Raw genomic sequence first — 19,203 nt, forward strand, 5'->3', positions numbered from 1 at the left:
ATCGAAATTGCGGCCAAGGACGGGATTCTGCTCACCAGCGGTGGCGGGTATATCCGCATCAAGGGCGGCAATATCGAAATCCATGCGCCGGGGACTATTGATGTCAAAGGTGCAAAGAAGACCTTTAGTGGCGGTACCAGCCTGTCACACAGCTTCAACGAAATGCCCAAGACCGACTTTGCTGATCCTTATGTGATCAAGAAGCTCAGCACAGGCGAGCCTGCGTCGGGGGTGAAGGTCGAGATTACCAGGGCGGATGGCAGCGTGATGCAGTATGTGTCGGATGCGGCGGGGAAGATTCCGGTGCAGCAGAGTGAGATTGCAGAGTTCATTAAGATCAAAGTGTTGGGGGATGCATAGTGACTGGTCCCGCTAAGCCTCGTGCATCCACAGCTGGAAATAAGGAATCTTGCCATGGGAACTAAAACCTCGACGCCTAGAGATACCGCGTTGCACCTGCCTCAAGAATACGACGAGGATGGCATGCAGGCGGCCAATACCACACTTTCTTCATCCAAAGACTCCGTAGAGAAGTGTGTAACGTGCAAGCGTGACAAGGTAGTACCGATTATCTTCATTCCCGGGATCATGGGTACCAACCTTATGAACCTGAAGACCAAGAAGCGTGTCTGGGTTGCCCCAAACATGGATGGTGTATTCCCAGTGGTCAAAACACTCGGCCTGCTCTTCGGCAGCTGGTTCAAGTCGTCCAAACAGAGGCAAGCGGAACTCGACTCGACACCGGGGGCGGTGGGTGTCTATGAAGGAGGCGAGTTGGATGATGCCGGTAGTGGTCTTTCAAATGACCAAATGCGAATGCGCAAGTGGGGGGCAATCATGCGCTCTGCCTATCATCCGATCATGGGTGAGATGCAACGACAGATGAATGACATCATGCGCAACAACGATCTTCAGGGCGAATGGAAAGAGCGTGTGCACCAAGCACCGAGCGACTGGGGCGACTGGGAGAACAACCCCAGCCTTGAAGCATTGGGCGATGCAAGTGGGTTGAAAATTGCAGCGGAAACACAGTATGAGGTTTGGGCGGCGGGTTATAACTGGCTTCAGTCGAACCGCGACTCAGCAAAAGATATTATCAATTACATTAACAATATAGTGCTTCCGCATTACAACGGAAAAGCTGAAAAAGTAATCATCGTCACTCATTCAATGGGCGGATTGGTAGCCAGAGCAATTGTTGCATGCCATGGATTCAGCAAGTTATACGGGGTCATTCATGGTGCTATGCCCGCAACGGGAGCGCCTGCAAGTTACAAGCGAGTCCGAGCAGGCTTTGAGGCTCTTGCAGAGAAGAAAATTCTGGGGCGCGATGCCGCAGATGGGGTAGCGGTGATGGCATTCGCAAACGGCCCGCTTGAGCTATTACCTTCACACGACTATAACGACGGCGAACCCTGGCTCTTTACAAAAGACAAATCCAGCCTTGAGAGAGTGCTTCGCCTTCCCGAGAAGTGCCCTTATGAAGAAATCTACAAGTCTGAGAAATGGTGGGAATTGATCCCTGAACAAAATAATAAACTGTTCGATCCCGCAGGCATTATTTCTTCCAGGCAGCCAAAACCATCAAAATTGAAGCGAGTTGAGTCAACGCCGCCGTCTTTGCGACAAGAATTTTGCGACGTGATAGACGAAGTAAAGGTTTTTCACGCTGATATTGAGAAAAAATACCATACGAACACCTTCGTGCATTATGCTGCCGAATCGAAATCATCCAAACTTTATACGTGGGGAACAATTGAGTGGGCAGCTAATAACTTACAAGGCCTCGACATTAAAACTGCCAGCCTAAGCAGCGATAACCTGGACGCTGAAATCACGCTAAACGGCTTGTATACCTTGAGCATTGGGCCGGGCTACTACCCTGGCGACGGTACGGTTCCGGCATTTTCATCTACTGCACCTCGGGGTAAACCAGGTGTGCACGGCGCATTTGCTCACGGACAAAATGGCGGATTACTGAACCGTTACTGCAAGGAGGGAGCGTTCAATAATTCGGCGGGGTACGGCCACCAAGATGCTTACACTGATAAGGCGGGGCGAACGCAATTTGCCACCTTGTACAGCCTGATAAGAATTTCTAATAGCATTTAATATTTCGATAGCAAAAGGGGTCCAAGATGAATATAGCCTATCGATTGTTATTTGTTATAGCTTTAACATGCTTATCATTTTCCCTTTTCGCAGGCACCAGCAAAACAAGAGAGACCGACATGGCTGAAAACAACTGGAACACGCACTACTTTGGCCGCTTCCAATTATCGCTACCCCAAGGCTCGGAAATCGCTACTGACTACAAGATTTTTGATGAAAAACTTGAGTTAGTGAGCAAAAACGGAAAATCTCAACTGCCCGTCATTACTCAGCGCCTCATTGAAGATCTAGAAAAAGGAGTCGCTCGCGGGACAAGCAGCAAATACGAAAAAACAATTCAGCTCGACAATGGAAGCGTCCTTTTGCTTTCACGCCTCAGCACACTATACACTTTCAATGCATACTTGCTCACAAGTAAAAACACGCTGTATCACATGATGATCAAACGTGTCACACCAAACGGTGTGCCTGAAGCAGTAGAGAACATGCGGAAACTAAGCAATGCCATTTACTTCAGACGCCCTGATGCAGAGCCCCCGCGCGGCGCATTCGCATTGGAGGCGGGCTATTCGACGCTCCCAAATGATCAATTCTTCGAATCAATCTATATGGGTGCGCAAATTGAAGGCCATACAGGAAATTATGTAAGCCTTCTTACAAAAAGCATAACAGAGAAAGAGCCCAGCCTTCTGGAGCGATTCGAGCAAAAGGAATATGACCCCATAGTGGGTGAGTTGTCGAATAGTGGCCGCTTGCAAACCCTTCGAAAGAACAAACGAACTGCCGGCGGCATTGAAGGAGAAGAGGTGGCAGTTTGCACCATAATAGATGGCAAACCTTTTTATGCCTTCCAATTCGAATATGACGGAACATTAGAATCCAATACGCGCCCCTATATCGCAATTGAGTTAGGCACTCATGAGAACGGAAGCAACTTTAAATCGAATGAGGAAGCGCTGGCGTTTTGGGATGAACTGTTGCAGGGTTTCAAACCTCTTCCGGAGTGAATGGTGATTACGATGGCGAAGCAGTTATACATTTCGCCATACAGCCGCCTGATTCAGCTGACCACCCCTTTGGGCGCTGATCAGCTCCAGGCCCTGCGCGCCCACGGCGTCGAGCGCATCGGCCGCACCCCGCGCTACACCCTCGACGTGCTGGTGCAAGACACTGAGTACGACCCGGAAAAACTCATCGGCCAACCCGTCAGCATGGCCCTGCTCTGTGATGACGGCAGCCAGGCCCCGCGTCACGGCCTGGTCGAGAGTGTGCGCTACTTGGGCAGCGACGGCGGCCTGCATGACTGGCAGCTGGTGTTCGCGCCGTGGTTCAGCCTGCTCGAATACCGCAGCGACTGCCGCATCTGGCAGGACAAGAACCTGCCGGCGATCCTCGAGTCCGTGTTCGCTCATTACGAACAGGCCAAAGGCAATTATTCCCCAGGTGATGGTACCGTACCCCTCTGTTCGTCAGCGAGTTCAACAGACTTTCCTACCACACTGGCAGCCTTTGCAACGGCAGTAATAGCACACTTAATCCAGCGGCTTGTAGACAGGGAATCTACAATGACTCCACTGGCTACGAGCATCAAAGCTCATATAACGACACTAAAGGCCGCACGTTATTCGCCACTCTCTACAGTATCGTAAGAGTATCTCAACATGTCAAATTTTAGAAGCATAACAGACCACCAACGTTTTCGAGCAGTTATATCAATCACATTACTAACTTTGCTGTACTGCGTAGGCGCCGGGGCTCAAAACATGCCAAATGAGAAAAAAAACTTTTATTTCGGACGCTATTCTCTCGCAGTAGCTTCCGACGGACACGACATATGGTCCTCATATGAAGTTGTGAAAAAGAGAATTGAATTCATCAGCAAAAATGGCAAACGCGACCTTCCAAAAAATACCGCTAAAATAATTGCCACAATAAATAGCAAGCATGAAGCTGGCTACGATGACGCTTATGACCAAACACTTCCGCTTGACGGAGGCGGGGCGATTGTAATCTCAAAGGGTTATAATTACAATTTTTACATTTACTACCTAACCCAAAACAATACACTTTATCGCCAGCAAGTAGAATCCATACCATTTAGTGCTTTCGATAAAGCAATCGCTAGAGCAAAAGATCTAAACACTCTTGTCCATTATCGTAATCCTGCGGACCGGCCACCCAACAATACCTTTGCGATAGAAGCCGGATACATGAACTTACCTATAGACAAATTCGATGAGAAGGTTTCAATAGGTTTACCTGTCTCGTCGAGACCCGGAATCCACCTAACTTTCGACACACAGGTCATTGGAAAGCCAGAGCCGGGACTTCTCTCGAGATTTGAAGAAAGGTCAGGGGGGGCTTACCTCTTTTAAAAAACCTACTGACACGCTCGACCGTTATTAGGAAAGGCAAAAGAAATGTTGCTGGATTAAACTTTGAAGAACTATTATTAAAGACTAGCGCTGAAGGAAGAACCGTCTATGCGTTCCGGTTGGAATTCCCAGGCACACCCGAACTCAGCTTAGAACCGTATACGGTTCTTGAACTCAGCACAGTCGATGGTGGCCCGGGATTTGAGGGCGACGAGCAAGCCATCCAATTTTGGGATGAAGTAGTAGAAAGCTTGAAGCGAATATAAATACAGAAAAGTAGCCGCAGCGCGGGATGCAGTTTGAGGCCGTTTGCAGTCCCGCAGCTGATGGTAGGAATTCTTGACTATCCAAGGATTTATGGAATCGTACCGGGTGCGATGTCAGCAACCGGCGCTCCCTCCGTCACCCAGAAACGTATGTTCACCAAGAGAATGTTATGTATGTCCAGCAGGCTACCCGCGCCGGCCATTGTGGTGGGTTAAGGATACCAGGGCCAGTCCACCTAGGATTGGCAGGAGCGCGGTGACTGGCTCAGCCGAGTGAAGATGGAACAACGCGAGTTCCGAGGCCGTCAGCTTACAAGCTGCTAGGCGCCCGAACCTTACTTGCAAACACTCTTAAACATCGCGGGCATTCCCAACCATGTTAAATCTTAAAAGTAGACGCCCAAACAACGCAGAAATACTTATTATTTTTACGGCGATGTTATTAATGCCTTTCAGTGCAGCAGCGCAATCAGCGACTGAGTCAGCCTCCAGATTTTATTTTGGACGCTTTACCTTTGAAGCACCCAGTATTTCTCCGGAAATATGGTCTGCCTATAAAATTGGCGACAAAAAAATTGAATTGATCACCAAGAACGGGAAGAAAGAGATAGAGAACAAAATCACGACTACTATAAATGAGATAAACAAGCTTCACGAATCAGGATACCCAGCCTATGATCAAACCGTAAAACTCGAAGGCGGTGGGGCGGTGGTAGTCTCGAAATCCACCGACTATACATTTGACATTTTTTATTTAACAGCAAAAAACACAGCATACAAACAGCATGTCGAACTCATCGACTTTGACTCATTTGACAAAGCCATGTCCGTTGTAAGACAGATAAATTCCAGCATTCATGTTCGACCACCGGCTTCAAAACCCCCAACCAAAACGTTTGCCTTAGAAGCTGGCTATTTGGATATTCCTCTCGACAAATTTCCCGAGCAGGTATCCATAGGACTTCCAATAACGTCTAAACCTGGAATCCACTTGACTTTTGATACACAGATCATTGGCGTACCTGAGGAGGGTCTGATCACGCGTTATGAGAAGCGGTCATCAGGAGTAATCATGCCGCTTCTCAAAAGTGTTCTCTCACGAACAACTCTTCTACGAAAAAGCAAAAAATCAATTGCGGGACTGCCATTTGAAGAACTACTGCTCAAATCAAACGCTGATGGAAAAACACTCTATTCTTTCCGTCTTGAATATCCTGGCACACCAGAATCTAGTCTGGAACCCTACACTGTTTTAGAGCTAAGCACAGTGGAGGGAGGTCCTGGATTCAAAAATGATGAAGAGGCTTTAGGTTTTTGGGACGAACTGCTGGGCACCTTTGACCGCATCTAACTGTATGAAGCCTTTGTGCGAATCGCAGGATTGCTGAGGCGTGGACCGACTGACAAGCAGCCAACACCGTCAACGCTTGACACCGGCACTTGGAAGTGCCAAAAAGGTAGGATTTTCGTCCCATGTTGAAATTTAACAAAATTCAAGCAGCAGTGCGTACTACAGCAACCCACTGTGTAGTTGCAACTAGTCTTTGCTCAGGTGTCGTAGACGGCGCGCCTCATCCACAAACACCATAAACCCAATTTTATTTTGGCCGCTACATGCTTTCCGCACCCACAAACGGAAACGGCTCCTGGACATCTTACAAAGTAGTACAAAAAGACTTAGAGCTCATCAGCAAAAACGGCGCGCACGATATCAAATCAAAAGTTCAAGAATCCATATACGAAATAGAAAAATTGCACAAATCTGGTTACGAAGCTTTTGATCAAACCCTCCCGCTAGAGGGTGGCGGAATAATAGTCGCTTCAAAACTCTCAACGTACAACTTTAAGGTCTACTATCTAACATCGCACAACACGCTTTACCGTCAACGAGTAGAATCTATATCTCTTGACGCATTCAACAAAGCAGTCAAAGTTGCTCAAGACCTCAATTCATTCCTCCATTACCGCCACCCTGCTGAACGTCCGCCCCACGGGACTTTTGCGGTCGAGGCAGGCTATCTGACTCTACCTCTCGACAAATATCCAGAGCAAATTTCTATTGGCCTACCTATTTCAACGATACCCGGCATCCACCTAACTTTTGACACTCAGCGCGTTGGAAAGCCTGAACCGGGACTTATCGAACGCTACGAGCAGCGCACTTCAGGCATCATTACTCCAGCTTTGCACATGATTTTAACAAACTCAAAATTACTGAGAAAATCAAAGAGACAAGTTGCAGGATTATTATTTGACGAACTACTACTCAAAACAAGAACGAACGACAGGACTTTCTACACTTTTCGCATTGAGTTCCCAGGCACACCTAAATCGAGCAGGGAGCCCTATACCGTCCTCGAGATGAGCACGCTGGAAAAAGGCGAAAGCTTCAACAGCGATTCAGATGCCATTGAGTTCTGGGAAGCCTTAGTCAAAAGCATTAGACGAATTTAAACCAAGATCGAACTCCTCATCCATAATGACGCAGGAGAGGTATCCATAGTATGCGCATACTCAAGAATTCGATGATGCTCAAAATAACACCAGCCAAGACCTTTGCCGCTGTAGTGACCTTGTTATTCTGTGCCGAAAAGGTAGGTCAAAGCATGCCCTTTCCACCGAAAACCTTCTATTTCGGGCGCTACGCCATTACAGCCCCCACCAACGGCCTAGACATCTGGTCGTCATACGAAGTGGTCGAAGAACGCATCACACTGATCAGCCATAACGGGAAACGCGACCTCGCTGCACACACGACTGAATTGATTGCCACGCTTAACCGCGAGCATAACGCAGGCTACCTCGACGCTTATGATCAAACTGTACCGCTGGACACTTTTTTGGGATCAACTGGTTAACAGCTTGAGGCGCATCTAGCCCAATGCAGGTCGCGAGCTATCAGCGCCGCCTGCTGCACTCACCCTTCCACGAACAGCAACCCGATGCTCAGCAGCAACTGAATGCCCAAGGTCTTGGCGAGCCATCTGGGGCGCCTTCCGCACACCCAGACCAAGGCGTTCAGTACCAGCGTTATGGTGTTGGTGAGCCAGAAGAACGTCAGGCCCCACATGACGGGGTTGCTGTCAATCAGCAACGGCGAATAGCCGCCTGTTTCGAGTGCCGCATAAACCGAGAACAGCACACCCACTACCGCGATGGCGATGGATGTGAAACCGATGTAGCGGGTCAATCGTGATTGCAAAGGCGTCATGCGGGATCGTGCTCCTTGAAAAAAACACAGTCTACTCAGTAAGACTCGCTTCACAACCCGGTTCGCCTGCGCGTCTGGCGTTGGAATTCCTGCGCTGTAGGAACGGATTTATCCGCGAGGGGCCGGTGAAGCCACCGCGATCCATCAGGCATCTTTCAAGGTCCTCTCCCCTCAAGTACAGTCTGCGCCATGGACAAATACGCCCCCCGCCAGTGGCTGCCGCACGAACAGCCCAGCCTGCCCGGCTCCCCTTCCACGCCCCTGCACTCCCCGGGCAAACGCCTGGCCTTCGGCGTGGTGGGCTTGCTGGTGGCGATTACAGGCGGCCTGGGCAACGCGCTGGTCACCGCCAACCTGGTGTTCCTGCAGGGCGCCCTGGGTGCGACCACTGCAGAAATGGCCTGGCTACCCGCCGCCTATGTAATGACCAACGTGTCGATCAACCTGCTGCTGGTCAAGTTCCGCCAGCAGTTCGGCCTGCGCGCGTTCACCGAGGTGTTCCTGGTGCTCTACGCCCTGGTCACCTTCGCCCACCTGTTCGTCAACGACCTCAACTCGGCCATCGCGGTGCGAGCAGCCCACGGCATGGTCGGCGCCGCGCTCAGTTCACTGGGCTTGTACTACATGATCCAGGCGTTCCCGGCACAGTGGCGGCTTAAAGCAATGGTGCTTGGCCTGGGTGCTTCGCAGCTGGCACTGCCGCTGGCGCGGATTTTCTCCGAAGACCTGCTGCAGATTACCGAATGGCGCGGACTATATCTGTTTGAACTGGGCCTGGCGCTGGCCGCGCTGGGCTGTGTGCTGCTGCTCAAGCTGCCACCGGGGGATCGCTTCAAGACCTTCGAGCCTTTGGATTTTCTCACTTTCACCCTGATGGCCAGCGGCACTGCGCTGCTCTGTGCGGCGCTGTCGCTGGGGCGCATCGACTGGTGGCTGGACGCGCCGTGGATCGGCGTCGCGCTGGCGGCATCCATCGCCCTGATCTTCAGCGGCCTGGCGATCGAGCACAACCGCCAGAACCCGCTGCTGATGACACGCTGGCTGGGCAGTGGCGCGATCATCCGCCTGGGCCTGTGCGTGATCCTGATCCGCATGGTCACCTCCGAGCAGTCCACTGGCGCCGTCGGTTTTCTGCAAGTGCTGAACATGGGCAGCGAGCAGATGCGCACGCTGTACGGGGTCATGCTGCTCGGCGCGTTGGCGGGCCTGGCCAGCAGCGCGCTGACCATCAACCCCAATCACCTGGTGATCCCGCTGTTCATCTCGCTGCTGGCCATGGCCACCGGGGCGTTCATGGACAGCAGTTCGAGCAACCTTACCCGCCCTGAGCAGATGTACCTGAGCCAGTTCCTGCTGGCCTTTGGCAGCACGTTTTTCCTTGGCCCGTCGATGGCCCTGGGAATCAGCCACGTGCGCGCCAACCCGCGAAACCTGGTGAGCTTCTCGGTGTTGTTCGGCATCTGCAACAACCTTGGCGGGCTAATAGGCGCTGCGCTATTGGGCACCTTCCAGACCTGGCGCGAGAAGTTTCACTCCAGCCACCTGATGGATCGCCTCAGCTACCTTGAGCCGCTGGTCAACGCTCGCGTGCAAAGCGTTGGCGGCGGCTATGCCGGAATCCTCGCCGACCCGGCCCTGCGCAGCGAGGCCGGCATGCGTGTGCTGGCCAGCGCGGCAACGCGTGAAGCCAACGTAATGGCCTACAACGATGTCTTCATGTTGATCGGCTGCATTGCCGTGCTCACCATGATCTGGATTTGCATCCGCGGTTCCTGGCTGTGGTACTCCGCCCGCCAGGCCGCTTCACCTGACGCCACCCGCGGTACTGCCAACCGATGACCGACGATACCCGCACAACCACCACTACCGCCCTCGCCGAAACCCCGGAAGGCGCTACGCCGCCCAGCGAACCGACCAGCCCGGTGCGCACGCGGCGGGTGCGCATCCTGTCGTCGATCCTGTTCGCCAGCGTGGCCCTGGCCGGCATCCTTTTGGTGCTCTATGCCTGGCGCCTGCCGCCGTTCAGCAGTGCCATCGAAAGCACCGAGAACGCCTTGGTGCGTGGCCAGGTGACGATCATCGGGCCACAGCTGAGCGGCTACGTCGTCGATGTACCGGTGCACGACTTCCAGTTCGTCAAGGCCGGCGACCTGCTGGTGCAACTCGACGACCGCATCTACAAGCAGCGCCTGGCCCAGGCCATTGCCCAACTGCAGCAACAGCAGGCAGCGCTGGCCAACAACCTGCAGCAGCGCAACAGCGCCGACGCGACCATCGCCCAACGCCAGGCCGCCATCGGCGATGCGACGGCCCAGGCCGACAAGGCCCGTGCTGACCTGCGCCGCAGCCAGGCGCTGGTCAGCGATGGCTCGGTGTCACGCAGCGATTTTGACCTGGCCCGGGCCAGCCAGGCCGCCGCCGTCGCCACCCTGGCTCAGGCCAAGGCCGCGCTGGCCATCGCTCGCCAGGACCGCGAGACGGTGATCGTCAACCGCGCCGCGCTGGAAGCGTCGGTGGAAAACGCCAAGGCAGCGGTGGAGCTCGCTCGCATCGACCTGGACAACACCCGGGTGACGGCGCCGCGCGATGGTCAGCTGGGGCAGATCGGCACGCGCCTGGGCGCCTACGTCAATTCCGGCGCGCAACTGATGGCGCTGGTGCCCGATACCCTGTGGGTGATCGCCAACATGAAGGAAACCCAGATGGCCGATGTGCGCATCGGCCAGCCAGCGACGTTCACTGTCGATGCGCTGAACCACCTGAAGCTGCGCGGCCATGTGCAGCAGATTTCACCCGCTACCGGCTCAGAGTTCGCCTTGCTGCAGGCCGACAACGCCACCGGCAACTTCGTCAAGATCGCCCAGCGTATCCCGGTGCGCATCATCGTGGATGCCGACCAACCGGAAGCCAGGCATTTGCGACCCGGTATGTCTGTGGTGGTCAGCATCGATACGCGAATTGACGGCCAAGCCAAGTGAGAACCCCTTCCCGATGCCGACTTGCCACGATTGCGCCGCTCTAACCCGTGGGTTCTAATTCCGACCCATCGGTTTTATCTTCGCAATCCAAGGACGCTTGAACATGTACAGGAAGATCGTACCGCTGGCCCTGCTGGCCACCGTGGCCGGCTGCTCGGACAACAAGGGTGTCAGCGAAGCCACTTTCCACAAGGCCGCCCAGGCCTACCTCGACACCCAGTATCCACAATGCTTCGTGGTCAGTTCATTCCCTACCAAGACTCAGGACTTCGACGTCGACGGCACCAATAAAGCGCTGCATGCACTGGCGCAGGTCGGGGTGGTCAGCGAGAAGGAAATCTCCCGCACCGAGGTGCCAGAACGCCTGTGGCAACCCGCCCGCACCGACATCTATTACGCCTACGACCTGACCGACGAAGGCCGCAAGTACTACAAGGCCGACGCGCAGAAAATGCTCAACGGCAGCACCCGTGGCGGGCTGTGCTTCGGCAAGGCGCAGGTCACTGCGGTCGAAGGGTTCACCGAGCCGGCCGAGAAGATGGGGCAGACAATTTCCGAGGTGACCTATGCCTACAAGATCACTGGTTTGCCGGAATGGGCGGCCAGCACGGGAGTGAAGGCCAGTATTCGACAGTTGGGCGAGGCTGTGGCCACCAACGAAACGCCGGCCAAGGAAACGCGGGCAATGGTGCTGACCAACAAGGGCTGGGTACACGAGCGCTTGTTCGATAAATGATGGATGCTGCGCAACTTCTGCTGTAGGAGCGGCTTTAGCCGCGAAGCAAGCGACGCGGTGGATGGCACCGGCTTTGCCGGTGTTCGCGGCTGAAGCCGCTCCCACAGGGATGTGAGCTGCGCCCCAGATGTCGGATCCGGGCACAAAGCTGTCGCATTCCACCCTGCGGCGTCTGGTCGCAGCCCGTAACCTCTTGGGCAAATCGTGCGCAACCCGTAGAATCGCGCCTCCTTTTCGCCCGTCGCCTTGAACGGTGGCAACCGGCAGCAACGACAGAGTCCACGGCCTGACCACATGCAGCCCATGTGAAATAGGCTCAACCGACCCCGCCCCGGCCCAGCTTTTTTCAAGGCCAAGCGGTTGAGTCTTGCCCAGGTCGCATCCAGCCCAGGCACACCCGTGCATCCCTCCGGCCCCTATCGGGCCTGTTTGGCGTGCGCGTTCGAAGAGGCGTCCCCAACCGCCACTCCAACTTGAGGTATGTATGTCTCCGCGTTTGCTGGCCATGGCGCTGGCACCCCTGCTCGGGCTGTTCATCATCGCCCTGGGCAATGGTTTCATGTCTTCCCTGACCACCTTGCGCCTGGGCGCTGCCGGTGAATCGGCGACGATGATCGGTATCGTCTCGTCGAGCTACTTTCTCGGCCTGACCCTCGGCGCGATATTCAACGACCGCCTGATCCTGCGCATCGGCCACATCCGTGCCTATACCAGCTTCGCCGCGCTGATCGCCGCCACCATCCTGCTGCAAGGGTTGTTCTACGACACCACCTGGTGGTCGATCCTGCGCCTGATCAACGGCTGGGCCGCCGTGGGCGTGTTCCTGGTGATCGAGAGCTGGTTGCTGCTGGCCGGTGACGCGAAGATCCGCGGGCGTCTGCTGGCGCTGTACATGATCGCCTTCTACGGCGCCGGGGTGATCGCCCAGGCCGGTCTTGGCGAAATCACCCACCTGGGCGACAGTGCGCCGTTCATGTTGGCCGGCATGCTGGCTGCGCTGTCGGTGCTGCCGATCGTGATCCTGCCGCGGGTGTCCCCGCTGCTGGAGCAGGTCGAGCCGCTCAAGCCGCGCCAGTTGCTCGGCGTTGCGCCGTCGGGCCTGGTTGGTTGCTTCGGCTCGGGCGTGGCCATCGCCGGCATTTATGCACTGCTGCCGCTGTACCTGCAGCGCATCGGCCTGGACGTTGGCGAAGTCGGCAACATGATGGCCTGGGTGATCCTCGGCGCCATGCTGCTGCAGTACCCGGTGGGGCGCTGGTCCGACCGCAAGGACCGCCAGGATGTACTAATCGCGCTGGCCGCACTGTGCGTGGTGCTGTCGCTGATCACCGTGTTCCTGCCGTCGCAGTCGCCACTGCTGCCGGCGATGCTGTTCCTGCTCGGCGGCGGCGTGTTCACGCTGTACCCGGTGGCGGTCAGCCATGCCGCCGACCGTGCGCCGTCCGATGCGCTGGTACCGATGATCCAGGGCCTGCTGCTGATCAACTCGCTGGGCTCGGCCATGGCGCCGCTGGCGATCTCGCCAGCGATGACCGAATTCGGCGAAGCCGGGCTGTTCTGGGCCTTTGCCGTGGTCAACCTGGGCATGGTGTGCTTCTTCCTCTGGCGCCGTGGCAAACGCCCGGCAGCGGAGCACCCGGCGCCGTTCACGGCCTCGACCACTTTCTCGCCGACCGGCGCCGAGCTGCGGGTGACCGAAGACCTGATGCATGCCGCGCAGGAGCACCCTCAGGAGCATCCACCGCTGCAGCCTGCCGAAGCGCCTGCACCGCGCGCGCAAGCTGATTGAAATCGAAGGCCGCGTTTGCGGCCTTTTTTCTGACCGCTCGTCGCCCAGGGGGCACCCTGCCACCCTGCTCAAGCCAAACGAATGACAGATCATCCGCACAGGAGATTCGCCATGATCCGCATTCGCCCGCTCCCGCTACTGCTTGCCATGGCCCTGGGCCTCGGCTCGGCTACCAGCTTCGCCGCTTCCGACACCTCCAACACCAACACCGACGCCTACCCAAAAACCGATCAGCAAGGCGGCAAGACCGCCGGTGAAGGCAGCAGCGTCAACAGCCCCGGCAGCGGCCAGGACAACGACAGTGCCGATACCGGCAGCGACGCGGCCGACGGCGCCGCAGGTGGCTCCAACAGCACTGGCGAAGCGACCGGCTCCGGCGCCGGACACAGCGGTGGCACCGCCGAGGATCAGGACAGCCGCTAAGTTCAGCCTGGGCTACACTGCGGCCAATCGCCTTGCCAAGGAATCGCCATGAACTTCAAACCCTGGCTGTTCGCCGCTTTGTTGCCGGGTGCTGCGCTGGCTGCTGGTAATGGGTCCGGTGCGATGTCGATCAGTTCGTCTTCATTCACCGATGGCGGTGTGATGGCCTTGCAGCAGGTCGGGCCCGACCCGGCCTGTGGCGCAGGTGAAGAGCGTACGCCGCAGTTGAGCTGGAAGAACCTGCCGGCAGGCACCCGTTCGCTGGCCTTGGTGATGTTCGACCCCGATGGCGGCAAGGGCATTGGGGTGGTGCATTGGCTGGCCTACAACATCGATCCTGCACTCGATGGGCTGGAAGAAGGCAAGTTTGCGTTGACCACTGGGGAGGTGATGGTGGGGCGCAATTCGCGAGGCACCCTCACCTACCGTGGGCCTTGCCCGCCGGCTGGGGACAATCCGCATCACTATGCGTTGACGTTGATTGCCACCGATATACCTATCGGAACATTGCCTGAAGGGCTGGACCGCACTGGGTTAATGGAACTGCTACAAGGGCATGCGCTCGGTGCCCAGAGCCTGGTGGGCAAATATGGGCACTGAATCAACGCCAGTACTGCGGATCATCGACAATCCGCTCATGCCCGGCAAACAGTGCCGGCAGCTGTTCCTTGAGGTAGTCGATCCAGGTCCGCACCTTGGCATCCAGGTAATGCCGCGACGGATAAATCGCATACAACGCACTCTCCCGTAACCGGTACGGCGCCAGCAACCGCCGCAAGCGCCCCTGTTCGATCGCCTGGCTGGCCGTATAGAACGGCAACAGCCCAATCCCCATGCCTAGCTCGCTAGCCACCAGCATCGCGTCGGCGACGTTGGTCAGGAAGCTGTCGCGCGGAGCGATCACGCAGTGATCCAGGCCCTCCGGGAACACCCAGTCACCTTCATACATCGGATAGGCCATGCGCAGGCAGCGGTGCTCGTGCAGCTCTTGCGGCCGTTGCGGCACCCCATGGGCCTCCAGATAGCTGGGCGCAGCGCAAGGGATGCTGAAGATATTGCCGAGCGGCACGGCGATCAACTGCGAGTCGGGCAACGCCTCGTCTACGGTGATCACCACGTCGTGCCCTTCGGCCAACGGGTCGGGGTTGCGCTGCGACAGGGTCAGCTCGATCACCACGTCCGGGCACAGGGCGTTGTAGCCGGCCACCAGCGGCATCAGCAGCATCCCGAGCCCATGTGGGCAGTGCAGGCGCAGCCGGCCGCGTGGGGTGAGGTGTGCGCCGCGAGCCTCGCCCACGGCCTCTTCGGTCAGCAGCATGATCTGCCGCGAACGTTCGAGAAACCGCTCGCCCGCCTCGCTCATGCGCAGGCGCCGTGTGGTGCGGTGCAGCAGGCGGGTCTGCAGCTGGTTCTCAAGCTCGGCGACGATCCGCGACACCTGCGCGGCAGAGATGTCCAGGGCGTTGGCGGCGGCGGCGAAGCTGCCGCATTCCACGACCCGGGCGAAGGTACGCATGGCATGCAGCATGTCCATGGGGCTCGGCTCCTTGTGCGTTCTTATTCGTACGTTGCAGGCAGGAATCTATCACGGCTTAGCCCATTTATTGTGCCTGGCCAATGAATACATCATTGGTAAAACATCGAAAAAGGAGCCTGCCATGAACATCAAACGCTCGATCGCCCTGCTTACACTGACTGCCGCCTTTGCCTCGTTCGGCGCCCTGGCCGATCAATCCGCCAGCCAGTCGGTCGCCAGCAATAGCGCGAATTACGAATATGGCATGCCGCTGGACGTGGCCAAGGTCATCTCGATCACCCCGGCCAGCAACGCTGCCGACTGCCAGATCGGCACTGCACACATGGTCTATGTCGACCATCAAGGCCAGACCCGCGAGGTCAACTACCGCGAGATGGGTAACTGCTCCCAGCTGTGATTCAGGCCAGCACCTGGTTGATCCAACCTAGTTGCGTGGTGAAGGTACGACGCTTGCCTTCCGGGATCGCATCCCGAGCCCTCTCGAAGTTGGCCAATGCCTGCTGCTTCTGGCGCAACATACGCTGCCACTTGGTGATGAATGCCGGGCTTTTCTCACGCATCAGCAGCGGGCCGAAATACAGCTCTTCTTCGCTATAGGCCACTGTCCCTTCCGGCTCGGCCACAATGATCTCGTAGTCGAAGCGGTTTTCGCGCAACAGCTCTTCAATCACGATCCGGTAGCCGTTATCCATCAGCCAGGTACGCAGCTCGCGCTCGTCACCGTTGGGCTGCAGGATCAAACGTTCGCTGCCGTTGAGGTGCGCCTTGCCCCGTTCGAGGATTTCGCACATGGTCTTGCCGCCCATGCCGCAGAGGCTGACCGCCGAGATGCGGTCCTGGGCTTCGATGGCTGCCAGGCCATCGGCCAGGCGAACGGTGATGCGTTCCTGCAGGCCATTTCTGCGCACGTTGCGCTGGGCTGAGGCATACGGCGTCTGCGCCACTTCGCCGGCCACACCGGCTTCGATCACACCACGCAGCGCGAGGGCCACCGGCAGGTAGCCGTGGTCCGAGCCGATATCGGCCAGGCGCGCGCCCTGTGGTACATGCGCCGCCACACGCTCCAGGCGCACCGACAATGTCAGTTCGTTCAACTCATACCCCTTGCTCGACAATCGGCGCGATTCTGACGGCCATGGCGCGCTATTACAATGCGCGCAGGCCAGACGGTGCCCTGCGGCTCGACCCCTGCGCCGCGCTCGCGTAGGCTTGCGCCTTTCCTTCCGTTGCAAGGCAAACCTCCCATGGCAAACCTCGTCTTCACCCCGGATTCCGATGCCGAGTCCATTTCTTCCGACGTCGCCGAGTTCAACGGCATCCTGGTCACCACCCAGATCCCTGCCGACCTCGACGGCGACATCGTGCAGCAGAGCGAAAGCACCCTGCAGGCGCTGAAAGAGGCGCTGGAGAAGGCTGGCAGCGGCATGGACCGCGTCATGCACTTGACCATCTACCTGACCGACATGGCCGACCGCGCCGCGTTCAACGAGGTGTACCAGCGTTTCTTCAGCGAACCTTGGCCAGTACGTGCAGCGGTTGGCGTTGCTGCGCTGGCCTACCCGGAAATGCGCGTTGAAGTGACCGCGATGGCGGCCAAGCGCTGATAACGCTGTTGCCTTAAGATCATTGGGGCCGTGAAGCGGCCCCTACCAAGCAGGAATGCTGTTTTCGATGTCTCACCGTTTTTGCCGCAAGGCCGTCTGCGCCCTGGCACCTACCCTTGGCCTGTGCACCCTCGCCCACGCCGATTCCGCCACCACCTTCAACCTGCTCGAACCATTGGTGGTGACCGGCAGCTACGCACCCAACCCCAGCTTCGACCTGCCCTACTCCATCGACACCGTCGAGCGTTCGCAGATCGCCGATGGTCAGCTGGGCGTCAACCTGTCCGAAGCCCTCAACCGTGTCCCCGGCCTGGTGGTACAGAACCGCCAGAACTACGCCCAGGACCTGCAGATTTCTTCACGCGGCTATGGCGCCCGCTCGGCCTTCGGCATCCGTGGCATCAAGCTGCTCAGCGACGGCATCCCGGCCAGCACCCCGGACGGTCAGGGCCAGGCAGCCTCGCTCAACCTGGACGTGGCCGAGCGCATCGAAGTGCTGCGTGGCCCAGCCTCGGCCATCTACGGCAGCAATGCGGGCGGCGTGATCCAGATGTTCTCCCGCAATGGCTCGGGACCGCCCAAGGTCGGCGCCGAAACCACCTTCGGCAGCGATGGATTCAACAAAAACCACGTCTATAGCGAGGGCGGCAGTGAACAGGCGGGTTTTCTGGTCGATGCTTCGCGCATGGACACCGACGGCTACCGCGACCACAGCGCCGCGCGTCGCGACCAGACCTTCGCCAAGGTGCACGTCAAGCCCGATGAAGACAGCCGCCTGGCGCTGATCCTCAGCACCCTGGAGCAGAACGGCACCCAAGACCCGCTCGGCCAGACCTGGGACGCCTACAAGCACGACCCGCGCTCGGTGGCGTCACGCGCCGAGGAATACAACACGCGCAAGAGCATCCACCACCAGCAAGTGGGGATGAACTACGAGCGCTACTTCGGCGACGCGACCCTGCAGTTCAACCTGTATGCCGGCAAGCGCAGCGTCATCCAGTACCTGTCGATCCCCAAAGGCACACCGGCAAACAACCGCGGCGGTGGCGTGGTCGATTTCGACCGCGAGTTCCACGGCGGCACCCTGCGCTGGATCCAGCCGATCAGCGCCGCGCCCGGCAACCTGACGCTGACCTTCGGTGCCGACTACGACCGCAGCCGCGACGACCGCCGAGGCTTCCAGAACTTCAGCGGCGACACGCTCGGGGTGAAAGGCGAACTACGCCGCGACGAAAAAGACACCGCCACCAGCCTCGACCCTTATGTGCAGGCGCATTGGGAGCTGGAACGCTGGACCATCGATGCGGGCCTGCGCCACAGCAGCATGGAGATGGAAGTGGACGACCGCTTCCTGTCCAACGGCGATGCCAGCGGTTCGAAAAAGTACCAGCGCAGCACCCCGACCTTGTCGGTGATGTACGCCTTCACCCCCGACTTACATGGCTACATCAGTGCAGGCAAAGCCTTTGAAACCCCGACCCAGGCCGAAATGGCCTATGCCCCGGGTGCTGTTGAAGGCTTCAATTTCGGCCTGGAACCGGCCACCAGCACCCAGTACGAGCTTGGCCTAAAAGCTCGCCCGGACGAGCGTACGCGGATCAACGCGGCCATTTTCGAAATTCGCACGAAGGATGAGCTCGTCGTCGCGGCGTCAGAAGGTGGCCGTACCAGCTATCGCAATGCCGGCAAGACCCTGCGCCGAGGCTTCGAGCTGAGCGTGCAGCGCGAGCTGAACGCGCAGTGGCAGGCCAATTTGGCCTACACCCTGCTCGATGCCACTTATGACGAATCCTTCAACCAAGGCACCACGGCCATCGACAAGGGCAACCAGCTGCCGGGAGTACCGCGTAGCAGCCTGTTCGGCGAGCTGGTGTGGAAGCCGCGTGATGGCATCAGCATGGGTGTTGAGGGGCAATACCGCAGCAAAGTGTATGTCGAGGACACCAACGACCAGCATGCCGCGCCGAGTTATGCGGTGTTCAACTGGCGGACGCGGTTCGAGCAGCATGTGGGGCCGTGGACGTTCCATCAGCTGGTGCGGTTGGATAATTTGCTGGATCGGCAGTATGTCGGGTCGGTGATCGTGGGTGACGGTAATGGCCGGTATTACGAAGCGGCGCCTGGACGATCGTGGTATGCGGGGGCCGGGATGGAGTACGCGTTCTAGTTCAC

20 protein-coding genes and 1 pseudogene are annotated in these 19,203 nt (G+C 57.4%); 18 read left to right on the top strand and 3 right to left on the bottom strand.

Features of this window, described 5'->3' with window-relative positions:
• From ACIQUF_RS04460 to ACIQUF_RS04500, 9 genes and pseudogenes are all read left to right on the top strand, one after another.
• Nucleotides 1-360 (top strand): DUF2345 domain-containing protein (locus tag ACIQUF_RS04460; protein ID WP_403128910.1); only part of this gene is annotated, 360 nt, incomplete at its 5' end.
• Between the two features lie 54 nt (nucleotides 361-414).
• A complete protein-coding gene (locus ACIQUF_RS04465; protein ID WP_403128912.1) occupies nucleotides 415-2,112 on the top strand; it encodes an esterase/lipase family protein in 1,698 nt (565 codons plus the stop codon).
• A 26-nt stretch (nucleotides 2,113-2,138) separates the two neighbouring features.
• Nucleotides 2,139-3,119 carry a T6SS immunity protein Tli4 family protein gene (locus ACIQUF_RS04470; RefSeq protein ID WP_403128914.1) on the top strand — a complete coding sequence of 327 codons (981 nt, stop codon included), beginning with the start codon at nucleotides 2,139-2,141 and terminating at the stop codon, nucleotides 3,117-3,119.
• A 12-nt stretch (nucleotides 3,120-3,131) separates the two neighbouring features.
• A pseudogene (locus tag ACIQUF_RS04475) lies at nucleotides 3,132-3,548 on the top strand (contractile injection system protein, VgrG/Pvc8 family); the annotation flags it as partial.
• Between the two features lie 327 nt (nucleotides 3,549-3,875).
• Nucleotides 3,876-4,487: a hypothetical protein gene (locus ACIQUF_RS04480; protein WP_403128916.1), complete on the top strand. Its 612-nt coding sequence runs from the start codon at nucleotides 3,876-3,878 to the stop codon at nucleotides 4,485-4,487.
• A gap of 26 nt (nucleotides 4,488-4,513) precedes the next feature.
• A complete protein-coding gene (locus tag ACIQUF_RS04485) occupies nucleotides 4,514-4,753 on the top strand; it encodes a T6SS immunity protein Tli4 family protein (RefSeq protein WP_403130274.1) in 240 nt (79 codons plus the stop codon).
• A 376-nt stretch (nucleotides 4,754-5,129) separates the two neighbouring features.
• Nucleotides 5,130-6,104: a T6SS immunity protein Tli4 family protein gene (locus ACIQUF_RS04490; RefSeq protein ID WP_403128919.1), complete on the top strand. Its 975-nt coding sequence runs from the start codon at nucleotides 5,130-5,132 to the stop codon at nucleotides 6,102-6,104.
• Nucleotides 6,105-6,367: 263 nt separating this feature from the next.
• Complete coding sequence (locus ACIQUF_RS04495; protein ID WP_403128921.1) at nucleotides 6,368-7,207, top strand: T6SS immunity protein Tli4 family protein; 840 nt, start codon at nucleotides 6,368-6,370, stop codon at nucleotides 7,205-7,207.
• A 50-nt stretch (nucleotides 7,208-7,257) separates the two neighbouring features.
• Nucleotides 7,258-7,611, top strand: a complete 354-nt coding sequence (locus tag ACIQUF_RS04500) for a hypothetical protein (RefSeq protein WP_403128923.1) — start codon at nucleotides 7,258-7,260, stop codon at nucleotides 7,609-7,611.
• A 59-nt stretch (nucleotides 7,612-7,670) separates the two neighbouring features.
• Here the strand turns inward: ACIQUF_RS04500 and ACIQUF_RS04505 are convergent, their stop codons facing one another.
• Nucleotides 7,671-7,964, bottom strand: coding sequence for a hypothetical protein (locus ACIQUF_RS04505; protein WP_403128925.1), 294 nt, complete (start codon nucleotides 7,962-7,964; stop codon nucleotides 7,671-7,673).
• A gap of 189 nt (nucleotides 7,965-8,153) precedes the next feature.
• Between ACIQUF_RS04505 and ACIQUF_RS04510 the strand changes: the two genes are divergently transcribed.
• The 6 genes from ACIQUF_RS04510 to ACIQUF_RS04535 all read left to right on the top strand — a co-directional run bounded on the left by ACIQUF_RS04510 (nucleotide 8,154) and on the right by ACIQUF_RS04535 (nucleotide 14,490).
• Complete coding sequence (locus ACIQUF_RS04510) at nucleotides 8,154-9,803, top strand: MFS transporter (RefSeq protein WP_403128926.1); 1,650 nt, start codon at nucleotides 8,154-8,156, stop codon at nucleotides 9,801-9,803.
• Nucleotides 9,800-10,942: an HlyD family secretion protein gene (locus ACIQUF_RS04515; protein WP_403128927.1), complete on the top strand. Its 1,143-nt coding sequence runs from the start codon at nucleotides 9,800-9,802 to the stop codon at nucleotides 10,940-10,942. Before ACIQUF_RS04510 ends, ACIQUF_RS04515 begins: the two co-directional genes overlap by 4 nt.
• A 103-nt stretch (nucleotides 10,943-11,045) precedes the next feature.
• Nucleotides 11,046-11,678 carry a hypothetical protein gene (locus tag ACIQUF_RS04520; protein ID WP_403128929.1) on the top strand — a complete coding sequence of 211 codons (633 nt, stop codon included), beginning with the start codon at nucleotides 11,046-11,048 and terminating at the stop codon, nucleotides 11,676-11,678.
• A gap of 484 nt (nucleotides 11,679-12,162) precedes the next feature.
• A complete protein-coding gene (locus ACIQUF_RS04525; RefSeq protein WP_403128931.1) occupies nucleotides 12,163-13,467 on the top strand; it encodes an MFS transporter in 1,305 nt (434 codons plus the stop codon).
• 111 nt (nucleotides 13,468-13,578) lie between these two features.
• Nucleotides 13,579-13,890, top strand: a complete 312-nt coding sequence (locus ACIQUF_RS04530) for a hypothetical protein (protein ID WP_403128933.1) — start codon at nucleotides 13,579-13,581, stop codon at nucleotides 13,888-13,890.
• A 48-nt stretch (nucleotides 13,891-13,938) separates the two neighbouring features.
• Nucleotides 13,939-14,490, top strand: a complete 552-nt coding sequence (locus tag ACIQUF_RS04535; RefSeq protein WP_403128935.1) for a YbhB/YbcL family Raf kinase inhibitor-like protein — start codon at nucleotides 13,939-13,941, stop codon at nucleotides 14,488-14,490.
• A 1-nt stretch (nucleotide 14,491) separates the two neighbouring features.
• On the opposite strand, the gene ACIQUF_RS04540 is transcribed toward ACIQUF_RS04535, so the two are convergent.
• A complete protein-coding gene (locus tag ACIQUF_RS04540; RefSeq protein ID WP_403128937.1) occupies nucleotides 14,492-15,424 on the bottom strand; it encodes a LysR family transcriptional regulator in 933 nt (310 codons plus the stop codon).
• A gap of 130 nt (nucleotides 15,425-15,554) precedes the next feature.
• On the opposite strand from ACIQUF_RS04540, the gene ACIQUF_RS04545 reads away from it, so the two are divergent.
• Complete coding sequence (locus ACIQUF_RS04545; RefSeq protein ID WP_400804187.1) at nucleotides 15,555-15,824, top strand: DUF2790 domain-containing protein; 270 nt, start codon at nucleotides 15,555-15,557, stop codon at nucleotides 15,822-15,824.
• A gap of 1 nt (nucleotide 15,825) precedes the next feature.
• Here the strand turns inward: ACIQUF_RS04545 and ACIQUF_RS04550 are convergent, their stop codons facing one another.
• Complete coding sequence (locus tag ACIQUF_RS04550; protein WP_403128939.1) at nucleotides 15,826-16,521, bottom strand: tRNA (adenine(22)-N(1))-methyltransferase; 696 nt, start codon at nucleotides 16,519-16,521, stop codon at nucleotides 15,826-15,828.
• A gap of 150 nt (nucleotides 16,522-16,671) precedes the next feature.
• Between ACIQUF_RS04550 and ACIQUF_RS04555 the strand changes: the two genes are divergently transcribed.
• The gene (locus ACIQUF_RS04555) at nucleotides 16,672-17,031 is read left to right on the top strand and encodes a RidA family protein (RefSeq protein WP_403128940.1); all 360 of its coding nucleotides are present in this window, start codon (nucleotides 16,672-16,674) and stop codon (nucleotides 17,029-17,031) included.
• A 67-nt stretch (nucleotides 17,032-17,098) separates the two neighbouring features.
• Nucleotides 17,099-19,198, top strand: coding sequence for a TonB-dependent receptor family protein (locus tag ACIQUF_RS04560; RefSeq protein ID WP_403128942.1), 2,100 nt, complete (start codon nucleotides 17,099-17,101; stop codon nucleotides 19,196-19,198).
• Nucleotides 19,199-19,203 lie beyond the last annotated feature (5 nt).

The organism is Pseudomonas sp. NPDC090233 (assembly GCF_044772285.1).
In the GTDB taxonomy this organism is placed as follows: domain Bacteria; phylum Pseudomonadota; class Gammaproteobacteria; order Pseudomonadales; family Pseudomonadaceae; genus Aquipseudomonas.